The following is a 16,249-nucleotide window of genomic DNA, read 5'->3' on the forward strand; positions in this document are numbered from 1 at the left end:
GAGGTTCGAGTTCACGACGACCCAGCACGCGGTCGATGAACACGAAGCGGTGGTGCAGGGACAGGGTCCCACCGGGTTCCAGCCTCTTGGACCGTTGCCCGCAGGGACAGCCTGTCGCCGGGTCTGACCGGTCGGACCCGGCGCAGTTCGTCGATGCCGGGTGAGGCCAGGCAGGCCACCTTGCCGACGTAGTGGTCGACATACATCCGCATCGTGACGGAGCAGGTGTGCCGGCCGCTGGCGATGAGACCGCTGAACGGGCCCTGCCGCGCTGCCTGCGGATCGTTGTGGATGCTCTGTGGGTCGAACTCGTCGGCGAACCGGAGAATGTCCTCCCTCGCCATGGTGATGCTGCCGTAGACGTACACGGCACCCGGTACGTAGTCCTCGAAGTACCGGTCCTCGATCGGGGTGGCGAAGTCGGTGTCGCTCAGGACCGTGGTGGCGCCCGGGTTCGTTCGCCTCAGCGATTCGGCCCTCGACAGCCGAGAGTCGGTCCGGTAACGCGGGTACGCGGCATCGGCTGTCTCGCCGCCGCCGTTCACGCGGTTGCGAGGTCTTGCAGGGCGTCGCGCTCCAGGGCCGCGGAGGCGGCGACCACGCCGCCCATGATGGCGCCGCTGACGCCGGCCGATGCCACGTCCTGGCCGGTGAGGAGGAGGCCTGGGACATGGGTGTGGGCGCCGAGGTCACGCACGGCGAACCGTTGCGGGGTGTGGGCGAGGGACATGAAGTCGCCCCTCTCCTTGCCGAGGAAGTGGTTGAAGCTGAGCGGCGTCGCCAGTTCGGTGTGGTCGATGCGGCCCTCCAGCTGGGGGCAGAACCGCAAGACCTGGCCGAGCAGTTCTTCGGTGAGCCTGTCCTTGAGGCGATCGTATTCGGCGCCCCGGCGCATCCAGGCGCTTCCCGCGTACGGCTCGAACAACGACCAGGTGGTGAGTCCCGCGATGTCGATGGTGGTGCGTCCCGGGTAGCGGCTCTCCCACGTCGGGTCCTTCACGGAGGGGAAGGTGATGAAGTACGTCGGCATGGCGCGGTGTTCGGGGTCGGCCTCGAACGCGGCGATGTCGCCGTCGATGTCGGGTCCGGCGTGGGCCCAGATGTTGGCCGGGTCCAGGTCGAGCCGGTCGCCGGATTCCCGGATGCCGATGTTGAGCATGACGTACGTCTGGGAAGGGCCGACGGCACGCTTTGCGCACCGTCTCGTCTCATATCGGATCGACGTGGTGGGAATGCCGTGCCCCCGGCGAGCCTGGGTCGAGGTCTGATTCGCCATGCCCAGACGGTGTGGGGCTTGGGCATCGCGAGGCACCTGAAGAGCACAAAGGATCGACTAGAGGTAGTTACGGGGCGGAGTCAGTGCGCACGAAGGCCCGAATTGCGCATCCAGTGCGCATCTCACACCTGCACTGCGCACTGACCCGCGGATCCTGTAACCGCCTGTCAGGCGCTGGTCGCCGGGAAGGTCGGGTACTCGACGCCCGAGACGTGCTGGACGACGCGGACGACCTGGCAGGAGTAGCCGAACTCGTTGTCGTACCAGAGGTAGAGGATCGCGTTGTCCCCGTCGACCTTGGTGGCGCCGGCGTCGATGATCGAGGCGTGGCGCGAGCCGATGAAGTCCATGGAAACCGCGTCCGGCGCCGTGGTGAAGTCGATCTGACGGCGCAGAGGTGAGGTCAGCGAGACGCCGCGCAGGTACTCGAGGACCTCCTCGCGGTCCGTCTCCCGGCCGAGCCGCAGGCTCAGGATCGCGATCGAGACGTCCGGCACCGGGACCCGGATCGAGCTGCCGGTGATCGGCGCGTCGAGGTCGGGCAGCGCCTTGGCGACCGCGGACGCGGCGCCGGTCTCGGTGATCACCATGTTCAGCGGCGCCGAACGGCCCCGGCGGTCGGCCTTGTGGTAGTTGTCCAGCAGGTTCTGGTCGTTGGTGAACGAGTGGACGGTCTCCACGTGGCCGCGCAGCACGCCGTACTCGTCGGCCATCGCCTTCAGCGGCGGGACGATCGCGTTGGTGGTGCAGGACGCGCAGGACAGGATCCGCTCGTCCGGCTTGACCGTGTCGTGGTTGACGCCGTGCACGATGTTCGGCACGTCGCCCTTGCCGGGAGCGGTCAGGACCACCTTGTCGACACCGGGACGCAGATGCTGGGACAGGCCCTCGCGGTCGCGCCACTTGCCGGTGTTGTCGATCAGGATGGCGTTGTCGATGCCGTACGCCGTGTAGTCGACCTCGGACGGGTCGTTCGCGTAGATGACCGTGATCTCGTTGCCGTTGGCGATGATCCGGTTGTTGGCCTCGTCGACCGTGATCGTGCCCTGGAACTGGCCGTGCACGGAGTCGCGGCGCAGCAGGGACGCCCGCTTGACGAGATCCTGCTCGCCACCGCCGCGGACCACGACGGCGCGCAGCCGCAGGCCGTTGCCGGAGCCGGACTTCTCGATGAGCAGCCTTGCCACGAGGCGGCCGATGCGGCCGAACCCGTAGAGCACGACGTCGCGCGGTTCGCGCCGGTCGATCTTGTTGGCGCCGGTGGCGCCGGCGACGGCCTCCGCGGTGAAGTCCCGCACCGACAGTCCGCGGTCGTCGGCACGGTGGCTCTCGGCGAGGATGCCGAGGTCGATCTGGGACGGGCCGAGGTCGAGGGAGGTGAGGGCCTCCAGGTACGGCAGCGTCTCGGTGACCGAGAGCTCCTCGCCCGCGATCTGCCGGGCGAACCGGTGGGTCTTGAGAATGCTGACCACCGACTTGTTCACCAGGGAGCGGCTGTGCAGCAGGATCGTCACGTCCCGCTCGCGGTGCAGCTTCCCGATCATCGGGATCATCGACTCCGCGATCTCCTCGCGGTTCTTCCAGTCAGTGAACGAATCGTCGTTGAGCGTCACGGGCCTATCTTTCGAGCTAGGTGGCGCTCATATGCTAACCCTTCCGTTTTTTGATCATTCCAGCGGGTCCGTGCTCAGGTGGGCGGGGCTTGTGCGCGGCGGGGGCAGGCCGGGGCGGGCGCCTCGGCGGGGAAGGTGAAGGCGTCCGCCCCGGGCCGCCGGCCGGTGGACGTCAGGACTGCTCTGAGGGCTGTTCGCAGGGCTGCTGTTGCCGACGCGGGATGCCGAGCGCGCACACGGCGCCGGCGAGGACGACCGCCACGCCCGTCCAGACCGCGGGGTGCAGCCCGTCCACGAACTGCTGCGGGCCCATGGTGCTGCCGTGGGCCACGAACACCGTGCTCAGCACGGCGATCCCGAGGGCGCCCCCGATCTCGCGGACCGTGGAGTTGGCGCCGGACGCCTTGCCGGCGTGTTCCTTGGCGACCGAGCCGAGCACCACCGCCGCCGTCGGCGCGAAGACGAAGCCCATGCCGACGCCGGCCACGATCATCGGTCCGACCAGCGAGGAGTACGCCGTGTCGACGTCCGCGACCAGGTTGATCCAGCCCAGGCCGACCCCCTGGAGGAAGAGGCCGAGGGCCATCAGCCGGCCGCCGCCCACCCGGTCCGTGAGCAGCCCCGCCACGGGCGCGACGAACATCGGCATCAGCGTCCAGGCCAGGGTGCGTACACCGGCCTCCAGCGGGGTACGGGCCGGCACGATCTGGAGGTACTGCGCGAGCAGGAACAGGGAGCCGAAGACACCGAAGTACATCGTCGCCGAGACGACGTTGGTGAGGGTGAAGGACCGGACGCGGTAGAACGACAGCGGCAGCATCGGCTCCGGCACCCGGGACTCCCGGCCGACGAAGGCGGCCAGCAGGACCGCGCCCGCGGTGAACGCGCCGAGCACCTTCGCCGACGTCCACCCGTCCGGCTCGCCGTGCACGATCGCCCAGACCACGGCGCACAGCCCGGCCGCCGCCAGCACCATGCCGACCAGGTCCAGGCGCACGCCGGGCAGTGAGCTCTCCCGGAGGGCGAAGAGCACCAGCGGGATCGCGATCAGGCACACCGGGACGTTGATCCAGAAGATCCACCGCCAGTCCAGACCCTCCACCACCGCGCCACCCACCACCGGGCCCATCGCGACGGCCAGCCCGCTGACCCCGGACCACACGCCGAGCGCCATGCCGCGCAGCCGGTCCGGCACCGCCTGGGACAGCAGCGTCAACGACAGCGGCATGACGGCCGCCGCCCCGAAGCCCTGGACCGTCCGGAAGGTGATCAGCTGGGCGCTGGTGTCGGCGAGGCCGCAGCCGATGGACGCCAGCGTGAACAGGGCGATGCCGGCGACGAAGACCCGCCGTCGCCCGAACCGGTCGCCGAGCGCGGCGCCGGTCATGAGCAGACAGGCGAAGCTCAGCACGTACGCGTTGACGAACCACTGCAGTTGCTGCGTGTTCGCCTTCAGGTCGACGGCCAGCGTGTGCAGGGCCGTGGAGACGACGAGGTTGTCGAGCGCGACCATGAACATGGGCACGCTGGCGGCGACGATCGCGAGCCACAGGGGTGTGCGGTGGCGCTCGGCCGGCGGGGCGGAGGCGGTCGGCCGGTCGAGGACCGGGCTCTTTTCGGACAGTGTCATGGCGGGGATCTCTCCTGGTCGAGGCGGATCAGGCACCGGTGCGTGACTGCTCGGCGAGGCGGCGGCGGGCGTCGGTCCAGTCGACGGGCAGGTCCGCCGCCGGGACCTGCCAGAAGGTGAAGACCGAGTCCTTCGTCGTGGACCGCAGTCCGGTCATGATCGATTTGTGCGGTTCGGTCCGCGCGTACGTGTAGAGCGCCTCCCTGTCCTCCCAGGCCGACAGGGTCCAGAAGGTGCGCTTCAGCGGCTGGGCGATCAGCGAGGCGCCGTGGGCGCCCGGCGCGCCGGACACCTGCTTCCACGCGGCCAGCGACTTGAGGAAGAAGCGAGGGACGTCCATGTAGGAGCGGACCTCGAACCGGGACGCCATGACGAACGACTCGGCGTCGGGGGCGGGCGTGCTGATGGTGGTCCAGCGCAGGGTGGGCATGGCTGATGCCTTCTCTCCGGCGGCGCGAGGGAATACTGGATACCTTCACTATCTATATTAGACAGTAGAGGTATCCAGTTTTTCGGGCAAGGCCGACCACCGAACCGGAGCCGATCGCATGCGCATCTCCGAACTGAGCCGCCGCAGTGGCGTCTCCGTGACGACGATCAAGTACTACCTCCGCGAGGGCCTCCTCCCGCCGGGTCGTCAGACCGCCGCCACCCAGGCCGAGTACGACGACCAGCACCTGCGCCGGCTTCGCCTGGTCCGTGCGCTGACCGGCGTACGGGGCCTGTCGGTCAGCACCACCCGCGAGGTGCTCGACGCCCTGGCCGAGCACACGGGTGACACCCACCGGCTGCTGGGCCTCGCCCTGGGATCCGTCCGGGTTAGTGGGAAGCCCGCCGAGGACGGACCGGAGGCGGCCGAGGTCGACGAACTCGTCGAGGAGCTGGACTGGGACGTACACCGGTCGGCGCCCGCTCGCGCCGCCCTCGCCGAGACCCTGCGTTCCCTGCGCGACCTCGGAGTCCCGCTCGACTGGCGGACCCTGCTGCCCTACGCGCGGCTCGCCGAGCGCACCGCCGTCCTCGATCTCGACCAACTCGAGCATCTGCAGGACCCGTTGCAGGCGGCCGAGCGCGCCCTGCTGCTGACCGTGCTCCTGGAGCCCGCGCTGATGGCGCTCCGGCGCATGGCCCAGGAGAACGAGTCGGCCCGCAGGCACACGCCCTAGCCGCACCCTCGCGACCTACCGGCCCGGCTCCCGCAGCAGCAGGGCCGCCGCCTTACCGAAGGAGACGGCTCCGGGCTTCGCCCGGGGGATTGAGCCCCGCCCCCTCGGGTACGCGAGCCGAACCGCCGCTACCAGGGGAGACGCCATGGAGACGCCCGCACAGGACCGCAACCACAACCCGGCCGCACTGGCGTTGGACGCGCTGGCCCGGGACACCGAGGACACCGCGGCACTGGACACGCTCGCGCACTGCGACGTGCTCGTGCCGGTGCCCGACGACGCCGTCGACGAGGACATCACCAACCCGGCCACCGTCGCCCTGCCCGTTCTCGAACAGCCGGGGGGAGCGGCCGTGGTGCCGGTGTTCACCTCCGAGCCGGAGATGGCCGACCTGCTGCCCGAGATCGACCGCTACCGGCTGGTGCCGCTCGGCGCGCTCGCCGCGCAGTGGCCGGCCGGCGAGCTGTCCCTGTCCATCGACGCGGCAGGCGACCATCCGCTGACGCTCACCTCCGAGGGGGTGCGCACCCTGCTGGTCCGCTGAGCGGCGCCGACCGGGCCCTGCCGGCCCCGGATCGGATCCGGGGCCGGCCTCAGGACCCGGTCAGCATCCGCTCCAGCACCGCCCGCTGCAGGGGCAGGACCTCGGTGTGCAGATCGCGGCCCTTGCGGGTCAGGGCGACCCACACCCCGCGCCGGTCCTCCGCGCAGATCGAGCGTTCCACCAGGCCTTCCTTCTCCAGGCGGCCGATGAGCCGGGACAGCGCGCTCTGGCTGAGGTGCACGCGTCCGACGAGGTTCTGCACCCGGCACTGGTCGCCCGCGCGGGGAGCCTCCGCGGCGAGGATGTCGAGCACCTCGAAGTCGCTTGCTCCCAGGCCGTGCGGATGCAGTGCGCGGTCGATCTCGCACATCGTGCGGGCGTGCACCGACAGGATGTCCCGCCAACGCTCCTCGAGGCCCGTCCCGGCCGTTTTCGCTGCCATACCCGCATGGTAACGCCGTCCGGGGCATTTGTTGACGACGCAATTAGTGCGAGTGCATGCAGTGGCCTCGGCGGTCCGGCGTCACGCGGGGTCCTGGAGGAGCCCCACCAGGTTCCCGTCCGCGTCCTTGACGGAGGCGATGAGCCGGCCGTTGCCGACGTCGTGGACGTCCTGGAGCACTTCGGCGCCCGCCGCCAGCAGGGCCGCGAGGCGGTCCCGGATGTCGGTGACGTGCCAGTAGGGGACCGGCCCGGTCAGCCCCTGGGCGTGGCCGTTCGGGTTCAGGCCGATGTCCTGGCCGGCGGCCTTGTAGCCGACGTAGTACGGCTCGTCGGCGAACGGCTCGACCCCCAGCAGTGCGGTGAACAGGGCCTTCGCCCGGTCGACGTCCTTGACGGGGTAGATGATCGTCTGCAGTCCGGCGGCCATGACGCTCTCCTCGGTGAAGTGATGCGGTACCCGGGAACACCCTCGTGTCCTCGTGGTCCCACGCTAGGACGAGGACGCGGCGGACCGCTTCTCCGATCCTGACCGGTTGCGGCTCCGCGGCCGCGATGCGGCGGCGCCCGGAGAGCCGGGCCGCGGACGACGGCCGGCAGCCCCCACGGGCTCCTCGCCCGTGGGGGCTGCCGAGCCGGGGCGGGCGCGTCACGGCCTCCTCGCGTCCTCGGGCCCCCGCCGGAAGACGTCGGACGCGGCCTTCCCGGCATCCGTCACGGACCCGACGAGGAGACCCCGCCCCGGTCCGCCGTCCGGGCGAGGCCGCGCGGGACCGGATGCCCGGCTGACTCCGGACGAGCGGACCGGTTGCCCGGCGGCCCCGGTTGCCCGGCGGAATCCGGGCCGGCGGCTCGGGACCCAGGGGACTGCGGGCCGCGCGGAGGCCGGGGTCAGGCGGACTCCCGCCGGACGAGTTCCGTCGGCAGGATCACCGCCGCCGGGTCCTCGCCGCCGATCTGGGCGAGGAGGACCCGGACCATCTCGCTGCTGATCCGGTCCCAGGGCTGGCGGATGGTGGTGAGGGAGGGACTGGCGGCGGTCGCCGCCGGGGAGTCGTCGAAGCCGCCGACCGCCACGTCCTGCGGCACCCGCCGCCCCGCGCGGTGCAGCACCGTCAGCACGCCCTGCGCCATCAGGTCGGACGCGACGAACACCGCGTCCAGCTCCGGCGCCTGGGTCAGCAGCAGCTCCGCGCCGGCCTCGCCGCTGGCCCGGCTGTAGTCGCCGGACACGACCAGCCGTTCGTCGTAGGGGACGCCCGCCTCGGCGAGCACCTCCCGGTACCCGGCGAGCCGTTCCACGCCGCCCGGCGTGTCCAGCGGGCCGGTGACCACGCCGATCCGCCGACGGCCCTGCGCCAGCAGATGCCGCACCATGTCCCGGGCGCCGTCGCGGTCGTCGGCGGCCACGTAACTCACCTTGGAGTTGGAGCCGATCCCGATCGGCTTGCCGCAGGCGACCAGCGGCACCCCCGCCTCCCGCAGCTCGGTGGCGATCGGGTCCCCGGAGTGGCTGGAGACCAGCAGCACCCCGTCGACGTGCCCGGCCGTGATGTACCGCGTGATGCGCCGCCGCTCGTCCTCGGTGCCGGCCAGCATCAGCAGGAGGGGCACGTCGTGCGCGGCCAGCGCCTGGGTGCAGCCGCGCAGCAGGACGTTGAAGTTGGGATCCTCGAAGAACCGCTCCTGGGGCTCGGTGAGCAGGAAACCCACCGAGTCGGACCGGCCGGTGATCAGCGAGCGGGCATGCCGGTTCACGACGTAGCCCGTCCTGCGGATGGCGGCGTTGACCGCCTCCGCCGCCGCCGGGCTGACGTAGTGCCCGCCGTTGAGCACCCGTGAGACGGTGCCCCGGGACACCCCCGCCTCGCGCGCCACGTCGTGGATGGTCGGCGGTCTGCGCCGGCCCCCAGCACCATTGTTCATGGTCATGACTTTACGGCTCCGGACAGCAGATCCAGGCTCCAGAAGCGCTGGACCACCAGGAACAGCGCCACCAGCGGAATCACCGCCAGGAACGCGCCGGTGATCACCAGCGTGTACAGCGCGGGCTGGTTGGCCCCCTGCTCCAGCAACGTGAACAGGCCGAGCGTGATCGGGAACTTCTCGTCGTCGCTGAGCATGATGTACGGAAGCAGGAAGTTGTTCCACACCGCCACGAACTGGAACAGGAACACCGTCACCAGCCCCGGGACCATCATCGGCAGCGCGATCCGGCTGAAGATCCGCCACTCGCTCGCCCCGTCCATCCGGCCGGCCTCCACCACGTCGCCGGGCACGGCCGCCGCGGCGTAGATGCGGGCGAGGTAGACGCCGTAGGGCGACAGGATCTGCGGCAGCAGCACGGACCAGTACGAGTCCGTGAGATCGGCCTGGGCCAGCAGCAGGTACTGCGGGACGGCCAGGATGATCGGCGGCATCAGCACGCCCGCGAGCAGGATGTTGAAGATCGACTCCCGGCCGCGGAAGCGGTAGACGGCCAGGGCGTAGCCGCTGAACGCCGACACGCACGTCGACAGCAGCGCGCCGAGGCCCGCGTACAGCGCGGAGTTGCCCATCCACGTCCAGTACACGCCGCCGCGGTAGGAGTCGAGGTCCCGGAGGTTGTCGGCGAAGCCCGTGCCGGGCAGGAAGGTGAACGTGGAGAACAGCTCACGGCCGGACTTGGTGGACGCGATGACCACCCAGGCGACCGGCAGGAGGCAGTAGACGGCGCCCAGGAGCAGGGTGATCGTGGGGATCAGGGCGATCCGGCCGCGCCGCGGGGGACGCTCGCGCGCGGCGCCGGTCGCGTCGGCCGTGGAGGGGGCCTTGTGGACGGCGAGTGCGCTCATGACCGGGCTTCCTGCCTGTTTCGGCGGTTCGCGGCCCGCAGGAAGCCGAAGGACAGCACCAGCGTGGCCAGGGCGATGATCACGGCCTCGGCGGCCGCCTGGTAGACGTCACCCGTGCCGAAGGCGTCCCGGTACACCTTCATCAGCGGACTCCAGGTCGTGGACACGGAGTTGGTGAGCGGCTTGAGGGTGGTCGGCTCGTTGAACACCTGGAGCGTGGCGATGATCGAGAAGAAGAAGGTCAGCACCAGCGAGGGCGCCACCATCGGAATCTTGATCCGCAGCGCGGTCTGCAGCCCGGTCGCGCCGTCCAGCTTCGCGGCCTCGTGCACCTCGGCCGGGATGGCCCGCAACGAGGTGTAGATGACGATCATGTTGAAGCCGGTGCCGCCCCAGACCGCGATGTTCGACAGAGCGAGGTACAGCGGTCCGCCGTCGAGCAGGTCGGGCTGCGGCAGCCCCAGTTTCTCGAGCACGTAGGAGAACGGGCTGACGTCGGGCAGGTAGAGGAAGCCCCACAGCAGCGCCGCCACGACGCCGGGGATGGCGTACGGCAGGAAGATCGCGAGCCGGGTGAAGGGGGCGAGGCGCACCTTCTCGGAGTCGAGCATCAGCGCGAACAGCAGGGCCAGGCCCAGCATGACGGGGACGACGATGCAGCCGTATCCGAGGACGCGCAGCGCGCCGGCGAGCAGTTCGCTGTCCGTGAAAGCGTCGGTGTAGTTCTCCAGGCCGGCCCAGACCTCCTTGCGGGCGCCCGAGCCCAGGCCGAGGCCCGAGACGCGCACCTTGTGGAAGCTGAGCCAGACCGCGTACCCGATGGGCAGCGCGAAGAACAGGGCGAAGAGGACGGCGGCGGGGACGAGGAACGCGTACGGGGCGCCCTTGACCCCGTACGACGTCCGGCGTGCGGTGGTCACTCGGAGACCTCGAAGCCCTGCTTCTTCATGTCGGCGACCGTGTCCGACTGCATCGTGGCGAGCGCGGCGGAGAAGTCCGACTTGTTCTTGGCGGCGGCGCCGAACGCGTCCTTGAAGCTCGTGTAGGCCACGTTCACGTTCGGGCCCCAGGCCGAGGGCGCCGTGGTCTTCGCGATCTTGGCGGCGGTGGTGTAGAAGTCCGCCTGCTGGGAGAAGTAGTCGGGCGGGGTGATGAAGGCACCGCTGAGCTGGGCGGACGTGGAAGCCGGGTAGATGCCCCCTTCCTTGGCCAGCGCGTTGAGGGCGTCGCCGTCGGTGTTCAGCCAGGCGGCGAACTTCGCGGCGGCCGCCTTGTGCTTCGAGTCCGTGGTCACGGCCGTGGACGATCCGCCCCAGCTGCCGGTCACGTTCTCGCCGGCGGACCACTGGGGGAGCGGGGCCATCGCCCACTTGCCCTTGGTGTCGGGCGCGGCGGTGGTCAGCGTGCCCGGCGCCCACACGGCGGACACCCAGGCGATCTGCTTGCCGGTGTTGAGTGCCTTGTTCCAGGCCGGGGTGTACATGGGCTGGTTGTCGACGGCGCCCTCCTTGACCAGGCCGCCCCAGAAGTCGGCGACCTTCTTGGTGGCCGCGTCGTCGATGCCGACCTTCCACTTGTCGCCGGCGGTGGTCCACCACTTGGCGCCGGCCTGCTGGGCGAGGCCGGCGAAGAGACCGGAGTCGTTGGCGGAGAACGTGGTGAGGTCCGTGTCCGGGGCCTTCTTCTTCAGCGCGCGGGCGGTCTCGGCGAACTGCTCCCAGGTCGTGGGGACCGTCAGCCCGTACTTCTTGAAGAGGTCGGCGCGGTAGTAGAACATCATCGGCCCGATGTCCTGCGGCACCGCGTAGACGGCGTCCGTGCCCAGGGTCGTCTGCTGCCAGACGCCGTCCGCGAACTTGCTCTTCGCGTCGCCGACGTCCTTGCCTATGTCCGCGACCGCGTCATTGCTGACCAGCGTCGGCAGCGCCTGGTACTCGGCCTGGACCAGGTCGGGGGCCTTGCCGGCCTTGTGCGCGGTGAGGATCTTGGTGATCAGCGTGTCGCCGGACGCCTGCTTCTTCACCGTGACCGTGATCCGGTCCTTCTTGCCGCGGCCCTTGTTCCACAGGTCGACGACCTTGTCCATGCCGGGCGTCCACGTCCAGTACGTGAGCGAGACCGGCCCGGACTCGGCGCCGCCGTCCTCGTCGGACGAGCCGCAGGCGGCGAGGGCGGTGCTGCCCAGAGCGACGGCAACAGCAGTTGCCACGAGGCGTCGGCGCTTCGTGATGGACATGGATCTCTCCCTGACCTGGGTTCCGGTGTCTGTGAGCGTTCACAGTAGAGAAACATCCTGGACACTTGTCAATGGTTGTTGCTGTGCGGTTATGTTGGCCTCGCACCGCTGAGAATGTGTGTGCACGTTCCCAAATGATCGACCAAACGGGAGAGATCCATGCCGGAGACCACCCCCAAGGGCCTCACCGGGCTCGCCTTCGGTGGGGACTACAACCCCGAGCAGTGGCCGGAATCCGTCTGGCAGGACGACGTCCGGCTGATGCGGGAGGCCGGGGTCACCATGGTCAGCGTCGGGATCTTCTCCTGGGCCCTCCTCGAACCCTCGCCGGGGGAGTACGACTTCGGCTGGCTCGACCGGGTGATCGACCTGCTGCACGAGCACGGCATCCGCGTCGACCTGGGCACCCCGACGGTGTCGCCGCCGGTCTGGTTCTACCGCCGCCACCCCGACGCCCTGCCGGTGACCGCCGACGGCGTGCGCTACGAGTTCGGCTCCCGCGGCGCGATCTGTCACAGCAACGCGGACTACCGCGCGGCCGCGGCGAACATCACCACGCGCCTCGCCGAGCGCTACGGCGACCACCCGGCGCTCGCGATGTGGCACGTGCACAACGAGTACGGCGTCCCCGTCTCCGCCTGCTACTGCGACTGCTGCGCCGCCCACTTCCGCCGCTGGCTGGAGACGACGTACGGCACGGTCGACGCCGTCAACGAGGCCTGGGGCACCGCCTTCTGGGGCCAGCGGTACGCGAGCCTCGAGGACGTCAACCCGCCGCGCGCCACCCCGACCGTCGGCAACCCGGGCCAGGCCCTCGACTACAAGCGGTTCGCCGACGCGACCATGCGCGAGAACTTCCGCGCGGAGCGGGACCTCCTGCACCGCCTCGCCCCCGGCGTCCCGGTCACGACCAACTTCATGACCGCCCTCAGCCAGTGCGACTCCGTCGACTACTGGGCCTGGGGCCGAGAGGTCGACATCGTCACCAACGACCACTACCTGATCACCGACGGCCGCCGCACCCACGTCAACCTCGCGATGGCCGCCGACCTCACCCGGTCCGTCGCGGGCGGCGCCCCCTGGATCCTGCTCGAACACTCCACCTCGGGCATCAACTGGCAGCCGCGCAACCCCGCCAAGGCCCCCGGCCAGATGGCCCGCAACTCGCTGGCGCACGTGGCACGCGGTTCCGAGGGCGCCATGTTCTTCCAGTGGCGGCAGTCCCGGCGCGGCGCCGAGAAGTTCCACTCGGCGATGGTCCCGCACGGCGGCACCGACACGCGGGTGTGGCGCGAGGTCGTCGAACTCGGCGCGGCCCTCGACTCCCTCGGCGCCGTCCGCGGCACCCGTACCGTCGCCGACGCGGCCGTCCTGTGGGACTGGCACTCCTGGTGGGCGCAGAACCTCGACTGGCGGCCCAGCGAGGACGCCGACCCGCGCGAGCGCGCCGACGCCTACTACGAGGCGCTCCACGACCGCCACCTCACGGTCGACTTCGCCCACCCCGAGGCCGACCTGTCTCGGTACCCGCTGGTCGTCGTGCCCGCCCTGTACCTGATGACGGAGGCGGCCGGCCGCAACCTCACGCAGTACGTCGAGAACGGCGGCACCCTTGTCGTGTCGTACTTCTCCGGCATCGTCGACGAGCACGACGCCGTGCACGAGGGCGCCTACCCCGGCCCGCTGCGCGACGTCCTCGGCCTGACCGTCGAGGAGTTCTCGCCGCTGCTGCGGGGCGAGCGGGTGCGTGTGGCCGGCCCCGACGGCTCCGGGTCCGACGGCTTCGGGTTCGAGAGCGACGTGTGGACGGAGTTCGTCACCCCGCGCGGCGCCGAGACCGTGTGGACGTACGCGGACGGCCTCGCCGCCGGGCGTCCCGCCGTCACCCGGCACCGCCTCGGCGAGGGGACCGCCTGGTACGTCTCCACCCGCCTCGGCGCCGACGGCCTCGACGCGCTGATCGGCCGTGCCGCCGAGGACGCGGCGATCGCCCCGCGCGCCGAACTTCCCCGGGACGTCGAGGTGGTGCGCCGCTCCGGCGAGACCGGCAGTTACCTCTTCGCGATCAACCACACCGCCGCCGACGTCAAGGTGCCGCTGGAGACTCCCGGCGTCGAACTGCTGACCGGCGAACGGGCCACCGGCCGCCTCGCGGTCCCGGCCGGAGCCGTACGGGTCGTGCGACTCGACGGCTGAGCCGACTCCCCCTTCGCCCGTGGAGCCACGAGCCGCGGGCGGAGGGGGCCCCTCACCTCACGAGGGGACCCCCACCCATCACGTCGAAGGGACGACGGACGACGATGTTCCATCCCAGACGCACGCTCAGGGCCCTGCTGCTGCCGCTCGCCGCGGGACTCGCCCTCACCGCCCTGCCCGCGCAGACCGCGCAGGCTGCCGCCACGCTCACCAACGGCGGCTTCGAGACGGACGGCACCGGCACCGCGAAGCCGGCCGGCTGGTCGACGTACTCGGCGACCGGGCAGAACTCCGCCTCCTTCACCGAGTCCGGTGGCCACGGCGGCGGCTACCGCCTCTCGCACTACTCGGCGGCCGCCTACAAGGTCGAGACGTACCAGTACCTTTCCGGGCTCGCCAACGGCACCTACAAGCTCACCGCCTGGGTGCGTTCCGGCGGCGGCCAGAAGTCCGCGTACATCGCGTTGAAGAACTGCGGCGGCGCGGAGCAGCGCACCGACATCCCGGTCTCCTCCAGCGGATGGATCCGGATCGTCACCTCCGTCGCGGTGACGAACAACCAGTGCACCATCGGCATCACCTCCGACGCCGACGCCGGGAACTGGATCAACGTCGACGACCTGACCTTCGCGCCGGGCTCCACCGGCCTCACCGTCAAGGGCTCGGACGTGTCGTCGCTCGTCAAGAGCGAAGCCCTCGGCGGCGTCTACCGCAGCAGCTCCGGCACCGCCCAGGACCCGCTCGCCGTCCTCAGGAACGCCGGACAGAACTACGCCCGGCTGAAGGTCTGGGTGAACCCGGCCGACGGCTACAACGACAAGGCCCGGGTCCTGGCGGCCGCCAAGCGCGTCAAGGCCCGCGGCATGAAGCTCCTGGTGGACTTCCACTATTCCGACACCTGGGCCGACCCGGGTGCGCAGACCGTGCCCTCCGCCTGGACCGGACACTCCTACAGCCGGTTGAAGACGGACGTCTACCAGCACACCCACGACGTCCTCGACGCCCTCAAGGCGCAGGGCACCACCGCCGACATGGTGCAGGTCGGCAACGAGATCAACGGCGGCATGCTGTGGTCGGCGGGCTCCACCGACAACTGGTCACAGCTGGCCGGACTGCTCAACTCCGGCTACGCGGCGGTCAAGGCGGTCGACTCCGCCACCCCCGTGGCGCTCCACCTCGCCAAGGGCGGTGATCTGGCCGGCACCCGCTGGTGGTTCGACAACGCGGTCTCCCACGGCGTGAAGTTCGACGTCATCGGCCTGTCCTACTACGGCTACTGGCACGGCACGCTCGCCGACTTCCAGACCACCCTCGACGACGCGGCCGCCCGCTACGCCAAGCCGGTCTACGTCGCCGAGACGGCCTACCCCTTCCGGCTGGACAGTAAGGACGCGCACGAGAACATCATCGACCTGTCGAGCGAGCTGGTGTCCGGATACCCGGCCTCCGTCTCCGGCCAGACCCGGTGGATGAACGACGTGGCGAGCATCGTGGAGGCCGTCCCGAACGGCCGCGGACTCGGCGTCTTCTACTGGGAGTCCACCTGGACGGCCGTCACCGGCAACGGCTGGGACCCGACCGACGCCTCCTCCGGCAACGGCTGGGAGAACCAGGCCCTGTTCGGCTACGACGACAGGGCGCTGTCGTCGATGTCCTGGTTCCGGCACCGCTGATCCTCGGCCTCGCGCAGCGGGGAGCCTCGGCCGCACTCCCGCGACCGAGGCCCCCGCCCCTCCTCCCCGCCCGGTCCGGCCGGCCCCCCCAACAGCGTTTTCCGGCGGGGGGTTCGATCCGGGACAAGGCTCACGGAGTTCGGGACACGGCGGGCCCGACTGCGGAAGAGTGGGACGACGCGGTACGAGGAGGCTCGGACGGAGGGGACGATGCTGAGGACTCCCGCAAGTGAGCGGCGACTCGACATCCTGGAGTGGCTGAAGGAGCCGGACCGGCACTTTCCGCGGCCGCTCCACGGCGACCTCGTCCAGGACGGCGTGGCCGCGGACGTCCTCGCGGCGAAACTCGGCGTGCGCCGTCGCGTGGCCGACAGCCACCTCGCCCTGCTCGCCGGCATCGGCCTGCTGCGCGCCAAGCGCGTCGGAAGCCGCACCTACTACCGACGCGACGAGATGCGCATAGCCGAAGTGGCCCGCATGTTCGAGAAGGGCTGGTGACGGACGTGGGGGAGGAGGCGCAGGGACCGCCGCACGGAAAGGCCACGGCGAGCACCCCGGCGAGCACCCCGGAGACGGATCCGGTGACGAACCGCCGGCCCGGGCCCGCCGCCGGCGAGATGGGCAGCCCTCCCCGACGAAG

Annotated in this window: 16 protein-coding genes; 5 read left to right on the forward strand and 11 right to left on the reverse strand. The window is 70.6% G+C overall.

The genetic code is table 11. From position 1 onward, the window contains the following. Nucleotides 1-11: 11 nt before the first annotated feature. From C6376_RS45955 to C6376_RS38445, 5 genes are all read right to left on the reverse strand, one after another. The gene (locus C6376_RS45955) at nucleotides 12-545 is read right to left on the reverse strand and encodes a MaoC/PaaZ C-terminal domain-containing protein (RefSeq protein ID WP_254076249.1); all 534 of its coding nucleotides are present in this window, start codon (nucleotides 543-545) and stop codon (nucleotides 12-14) included. Continuing rightward, nucleotides 542-1,276 (reverse strand): NAD(P)/FAD-dependent oxidoreductase, encoded by a 735-nt coding sequence (locus C6376_RS38430; RefSeq protein WP_254076250.1) that lies wholly within the window; start codon nucleotides 1,274-1,276, stop codon nucleotides 542-544. The genes C6376_RS45955 and C6376_RS38430 overlap by 4 nt, the downstream gene beginning before the upstream one ends. A gap of 167 nt (nucleotides 1,277-1,443) precedes the next feature. Then, nucleotides 1,444-2,889: a glyceraldehyde-3-phosphate dehydrogenase gene (locus C6376_RS38435; protein WP_107447651.1), complete on the reverse strand. Its 1,446-nt coding sequence runs from the start codon at nucleotides 2,887-2,889 to the stop codon at nucleotides 1,444-1,446. Between the two features lie 172 nt (nucleotides 2,890-3,061). After that, nucleotides 3,062-4,519, reverse strand: a complete 1,458-nt coding sequence (locus C6376_RS38440) for an MFS transporter (RefSeq protein ID WP_107447652.1) — start codon at nucleotides 4,517-4,519, stop codon at nucleotides 3,062-3,064. Between the two features lie 28 nt (nucleotides 4,520-4,547). Further along, complete coding sequence (locus C6376_RS38445; protein ID WP_107447653.1) at nucleotides 4,548-4,949, reverse strand: DUF3291 domain-containing protein; 402 nt, start codon at nucleotides 4,947-4,949, stop codon at nucleotides 4,548-4,550. 118 nt (nucleotides 4,950-5,067) lie between these two features. Here C6376_RS38445 and C6376_RS38450 point away from each other — a divergent pair, with 118 nt between their 5' ends. Together C6376_RS38450 and C6376_RS38455 are read left to right on the forward strand one after the other, a co-directional pair. Further along, nucleotides 5,068-5,685 carry a MerR family transcriptional regulator gene (locus C6376_RS38450; RefSeq protein WP_107447654.1) on the forward strand — a complete coding sequence of 206 codons (618 nt, stop codon included), beginning with the start codon at nucleotides 5,068-5,070 and terminating at the stop codon, nucleotides 5,683-5,685. 145 nt (nucleotides 5,686-5,830) lie between these two features. After that, on the forward strand, nucleotides 5,831-6,229 hold the full coding sequence (locus tag C6376_RS38455) for an SseB family protein (RefSeq protein WP_107447656.1): 399 nt from the start codon (nucleotides 5,831-5,833) through the stop codon (nucleotides 6,227-6,229). Nucleotides 6,230-6,278: 49 nt separating this feature from the next. Here C6376_RS38455 and C6376_RS38460 read toward each other — a convergent pair whose 3' ends face one another. From C6376_RS38460 to C6376_RS38485, 6 genes are all read right to left on the reverse strand, one after another. After that, entirely contained in the window at nucleotides 6,279-6,671 is a 393-nt protein-coding gene (locus tag C6376_RS38460; RefSeq protein ID WP_107447658.1) for a MarR family winged helix-turn-helix transcriptional regulator, read from the reverse strand. A gap of 81 nt (nucleotides 6,672-6,752) precedes the next feature. Continuing rightward, nucleotides 6,753-7,100 (reverse strand): VOC family protein, encoded by a 348-nt coding sequence (locus tag C6376_RS38465; RefSeq protein WP_107447659.1) that lies wholly within the window; start codon nucleotides 7,098-7,100, stop codon nucleotides 6,753-6,755. Between the two features lie 461 nt (nucleotides 7,101-7,561). After that, nucleotides 7,562-8,602: a LacI family DNA-binding transcriptional regulator gene (locus C6376_RS38470; RefSeq protein ID WP_107447662.1), complete on the reverse strand. Its 1,041-nt coding sequence runs from the start codon at nucleotides 8,600-8,602 to the stop codon at nucleotides 7,562-7,564. Beyond that, the gene (locus tag C6376_RS38475; protein WP_107447664.1) at nucleotides 8,599-9,504 is read right to left on the reverse strand and encodes a carbohydrate ABC transporter permease; all 906 of its coding nucleotides are present in this window, start codon (nucleotides 9,502-9,504) and stop codon (nucleotides 8,599-8,601) included. The genes C6376_RS38470 and C6376_RS38475 overlap by 4 nt, the downstream gene beginning before the upstream one ends. Continuing rightward, nucleotides 9,501-10,424: a carbohydrate ABC transporter permease gene (locus C6376_RS38480; RefSeq protein WP_107447666.1), complete on the reverse strand. Its 924-nt coding sequence runs from the start codon at nucleotides 10,422-10,424 to the stop codon at nucleotides 9,501-9,503. The genes C6376_RS38475 and C6376_RS38480 overlap by 4 nt, the downstream gene beginning before the upstream one ends. Further along, nucleotides 10,421-11,740, reverse strand: coding sequence for an ABC transporter substrate-binding protein (locus C6376_RS38485; protein ID WP_107447667.1), 1,320 nt, complete (start codon nucleotides 11,738-11,740; stop codon nucleotides 10,421-10,423). Before C6376_RS38485 ends, C6376_RS38480 begins: the two co-directional genes overlap by 4 nt. Before the next feature lie 159 nt (nucleotides 11,741-11,899). Between C6376_RS38485 and C6376_RS38490 the strand changes: the two genes are divergently transcribed. The 3 genes from C6376_RS38490 to C6376_RS38500 all read left to right on the forward strand — a co-directional run bounded on the left by C6376_RS38490 (nucleotide 11,900) and on the right by C6376_RS38500 (nucleotide 16,107). Continuing rightward, the gene (locus C6376_RS38490; RefSeq protein ID WP_107447669.1) at nucleotides 11,900-13,936 is read left to right on the forward strand and encodes a beta-galactosidase; all 2,037 of its coding nucleotides are present in this window, start codon (nucleotides 11,900-11,902) and stop codon (nucleotides 13,934-13,936) included. Between the two features lie 104 nt (nucleotides 13,937-14,040). Further along, nucleotides 14,041-15,609 (forward strand): arabinogalactan endo-1,4-beta-galactosidase, encoded by a 1,569-nt coding sequence (locus tag C6376_RS38495; protein ID WP_107447671.1) that lies wholly within the window; start codon nucleotides 14,041-14,043, stop codon nucleotides 15,607-15,609. A gap of 210 nt (nucleotides 15,610-15,819) precedes the next feature. Further along, nucleotides 15,820-16,107: an ArsR family transcriptional regulator gene (locus C6376_RS38500; protein ID WP_107447673.1), complete on the forward strand. Its 288-nt coding sequence runs from the start codon at nucleotides 15,820-15,822 to the stop codon at nucleotides 16,105-16,107. Nucleotides 16,108-16,249 lie beyond the last annotated feature (142 nt).

Source organism: Streptomyces sp. P3 (assembly GCF_003032475.1).
Classification (GTDB): domain Bacteria; phylum Actinomycetota; class Actinomycetes; order Streptomycetales; family Streptomycetaceae; genus Streptomyces.